Source organism: Microbacterium sp. H6 (assembly GCF_003314775.1).
GTDB classification, from domain to species: Bacteria; Actinomycetota; Actinomycetes; order Actinomycetales; family Microbacteriaceae; genus Microbacterium; species Microbacterium oxydans.
The window spans coordinates 505-4002 of the sequence record NZ_QOAY01000032.1 but is presented as its reverse complement, the minus strand read 5'-3'; the positions used below and the strand labels follow the sequence as shown (position 1 = coordinate 4002).

3 protein-coding genes and 1 pseudogene are annotated in these 3498 nt (G+C 69.6%); 3 read left to right on the top strand and 1 reads right to left on the bottom strand.

Annotation, left to right across the window (positions count from 1 at the left end; all coding sequences use genetic code 11):
* Positions 1-872: pseudogene (locus DSP71_RS22895) on the bottom strand (O-antigen ligase family protein); the annotation flags it as partial.
* Positions 873-941: 69 nt separating this feature from the next.
* On the opposite strand from DSP71_RS22895, the gene manA reads away from it, so the two are divergent.
* The 3 genes from manA to DSP71_RS22890 all read left to right on the top strand — a co-directional run.
* Positions 942-2072 (top strand): mannose-6-phosphate isomerase, class I, encoded by a 1131-nt coding sequence (manA, locus tag DSP71_RS01460; RefSeq protein ID WP_113680186.1) that lies wholly within the window; start codon positions 942-944, stop codon positions 2070-2072.
* Positions 2073-2234: 162 nt separating this feature from the next.
* A complete protein-coding gene (locus DSP71_RS01455; protein ID WP_082682698.1) occupies positions 2235-2555 on the top strand; it encodes a WhiB family transcriptional regulator in 321 nt (106 codons plus the stop codon).
* Between the two features lie 106 nt (positions 2556-2661).
* The coding region (locus tag DSP71_RS22890; protein WP_258546201.1) for a glycosyltransferase family 2 protein at positions 2662-3498 on the top strand (837 nt) is incomplete at its 3' end.

Below are 3498 nucleotides of genomic sequence, written 5' to 3'. Positions count from 1 at the left end.
ATCCCCAGCGCGGCGACCGCCGCGCCGCCGATCGAGACCACGTAGATGCGGGTGCGCGCTCCCGGAGTGCGGGCCCGCCGCATCAGCAGCGCGACAGCGAGCACGACGGCGACCGCCGCCGCGCACACGAGGGCTGTCGCCGATGCGGTCCGGAACAGGAAGTACGTGGCGAGAAGCATCCACAGGGCCAACGTGGTGCGCCAGCGCGCCTTGGCTGCGAACAGCACTCCGAAGGTGATGATCGCGAAGAGCGAGATGATCGCGAGCAGATTCGCGTTCCCGACGATGCCCTGGATCCTGCCGCCGTCGAACAGGTTGTCGCGGACCCAGTACCACTGCGGATCGATCTTGCCGTCAGGGAGGGTGAGGAAGTTGGGCAGCAGCGGCCCGTGCAGCACCAGCGAGACCCAGAGCTCGATCGCCAGCGAGAGGCCGAGGATCCATTTGAATGCCGACGAGAGGGCACGGACGATCTCGTGCCAGGTGAGCACGTGGGCCAGGAAGAGCGCGTTCACCGTGACGGCGGCGAGAAGGATCCAGGTGACGACTGTGGGACCGCGCCACTGCGACCAGGCGACGGAGACGAGCGCGAAGGCGGTGTAGCCGAGGGCTGTCCAGGGCAGGCGCCGCCAGCGGAACGGCTGGGGGCGATTGCGGGCGAGCATCGGAATGCCGATGCCGAGGGTCGTGAGCGTGAAGACGGCGAGCGTCACGGCGGCCCCGTCCCGCCCGAGCAGGTTGTAGACCGCGGAGTGGGCGAAGGTCACGAAGAGCACGAGGATCGCATACCCGCGCAGCAGCAGATGCCCCGTCGACTCGCGCTCCGGCGCGGTGGGCGGGGCAGACACCGGATGCTTCGTGTGCTGGGCCATCGCGTTCAGGCTACCGCGCCGTGCTCCGGGCGTCGCTGAACGCCGCAGCACCGCTCTACGCTGGGGTGCATGCTGCTGCGCCTCTCGAACACGCCCCGTGACTACGCCTGGGGATCGGACTCGCTTCTCGCCGGACTCGAGGGGCGTACGCCCACCGGTGCGCCGGAGGCCGAGGTGTGGTTCGGGGACCATCCCGGCGACCCCGCCGACGTCGCGGGCGGCGGCACACTCGACCAGATCACCGGGGGCACGCTCCCGTACCTGCTCAAGCTGCTCGCCGCGGGGAGCCCGCTCTCGATCCAGGTGCACCCGACGATCGATCAGGCCAAGGCAGGATGGGAGCGCGAGAGCGGTCTCGCCGCGGACGACCCTCGGCGCAACTATCGCGACGCCAACCACAAGCCGGAACTCCTCGTCGCACTCAGCGAGCGCTTCGAGTCCCTGAGCGGACTGCGTCCCGTTCCCCGGACGCTCGCGTTGCTCGGCGCTCTCGAGGACAGCCACGGCGTCCAGGAGCTCCGGACGCGCCTGAGCGCGGAAGGCGACGTCCTGCGCGACGTGATCGCCTGGCTGCTCGGAGGCGGTGCACGCGCTGAGGTCGACGACATCATCGCCGCGGTCGTCGCTGCCTCCACCCGCGAAGACGCAGGGGAGTGGAGCACGACTCTGCAGGCGATAGCGAGCGTGGCGCAGACGTACCCTGGCGACCCCGGCGTCGTGGTGGCGCTGCTCATGAACCACGTCGTCCTCGAGCGGGGCGAGGGGATCTTCCTCCGTGCCGGCCTCCTCCATGCCTACCTCTCCGGTCTCGGCGTGGAGATCATGGCGGCGAGCGACAACGTGCTCCGCGGCGGACTCACTCCCAAGCGCATCGACGTCCCCGAGCTTCTCGCGATCCTCGACACCTCCCCCGGAGAAGTGCCGGTGCTGCGGGCGCGGGCTGAGGGTCCCGTCACGCCGTATCCCGTTCCGGTGCCCGACTTCGCCCTCGAACGGGTCGTCGTCGACGGCGACCCGCTCACGATCGGGCTCTCCGGGCCCACGATGGTCCTCGCGACGGCCGGTGAGGTGACGGTGACCTCTTCACAGGGCGAGGCGCTCACACTCGCGGTCGGGACCGTCGCCTTCGCGGACTCCGCCGAGGAGGGGATCACCCTCTCGGGTGCTGGTGAGGCGTTCGTTGCCGGACCCGGACGCTGACACGGGCTCATCGGACGCGATCCGACACGCCGGTGACAGGTCAAGAACCTTAAAGAGCTCCTTGAGGGTTTACGATCCGCGACTTGACCGGAGCGAATGACACGGGTGTAATTAGTCATGCGCACGGCCCGCCGGGGGGCGGAGACAGGGTTGGAGATCGAGATGACGGGATACCGTTCAGACGTACCGGAGAACTGGTTCGTCGATCCGATCAACCTCGGTGTTCCCGGGGTTCGACGCGCGGACACTGCAGAGGACGACAATGCCCTCGCCTGGCAGAGCGACGCGCTCTGCTCGCAGACGGACCCCGAGGCGTTCTTCCCTGAGAAGGGCGGCTCGACCAGGGACGCCAAGCGGATCTGCACCTCGTGCGACGTCCGTGGCGAATGCCTCGAATACGCTCTCAACAACGACGAGCGATTCGGCATCTGGGGCGGGCTCTCCGAGCGCGAGCGTCGCAAGCTCAAGCGCCGCGCCAGCTGAGTGGTCCATCGCTCCCGGAGCGAGAACCGCAGGGATGCATGGCTTCGCGGGCGCGCCGCGTCCAGTACGCAGACGTCGGGGGTCGCGCGCATAGGCTGACGACGTCATGCCAGCCCGAGTTCACGCCATCATCGTCGCGCGCACTGGATCGTCCTCCCGAGCGCAACTGCTCCGCACTCTCGACGCCCTCCGCGCTCAGACCACTCCCGCCGCCGCTGTAACGCTCGTCGTGTGCGGCGACGCATCGTCAGTGCGCGAGAGCGAGGCCGTCGCGAGCACCGTCGAGGGGATCATCGAGGCGCGCGCCACCACCTCCTTCGCCGAGTCCGTCGAGCTCGCGAGGCCCCGAGTCGCGGAAGGCTCGGCGATCTGGCTGCTCGCTCAGGACACCACGCCGCACCCGCGGGCACTCGAGCGCCTGAGCGGGATGCTGGAGCGCTCGCCCTCCGCCGCGATCATCGCTCCCAAGCTCGTGGCCTCGGACAACGACCGCGAGATCGTATCGCTCGGCGTCAGCATGACCGCTCTCGGACGCTCGGTCGAACTCGCGGCCGGTGAACTCGACCAGGGACAGCACGACCGCTCGGACGACGCACTCGGTGCGGACGTGCGAGGTCTCCTCATCCGTGGCGAGGTCCGCGATGCCCTGCGGCCGGATCCCGCGCTCGCCGGCGCAGACGAGGGCCTCGACCTCGGAGTCCGCGCGCGCTTGGGCGGAGGGCGCGTCGTGCTCGCTCCAGGCGCGCGCGTCTCCGTATCCCCCGATGGTCCTGCCGCGCTGCCGTCCGGCCGTTTCCGGCGCGCCTTCGTCACCCGGCTGGCCCAGCTCCATCGGCGCCTGGCTTATGCGCCTGCCGCAGCCGTACCTCTGCACTGGCTCAGCCTGCTGCCCCTCGCGCTGTGGCGCTCGATCACCGATCTCGTCGCGAAGCGCCCGGAAGCC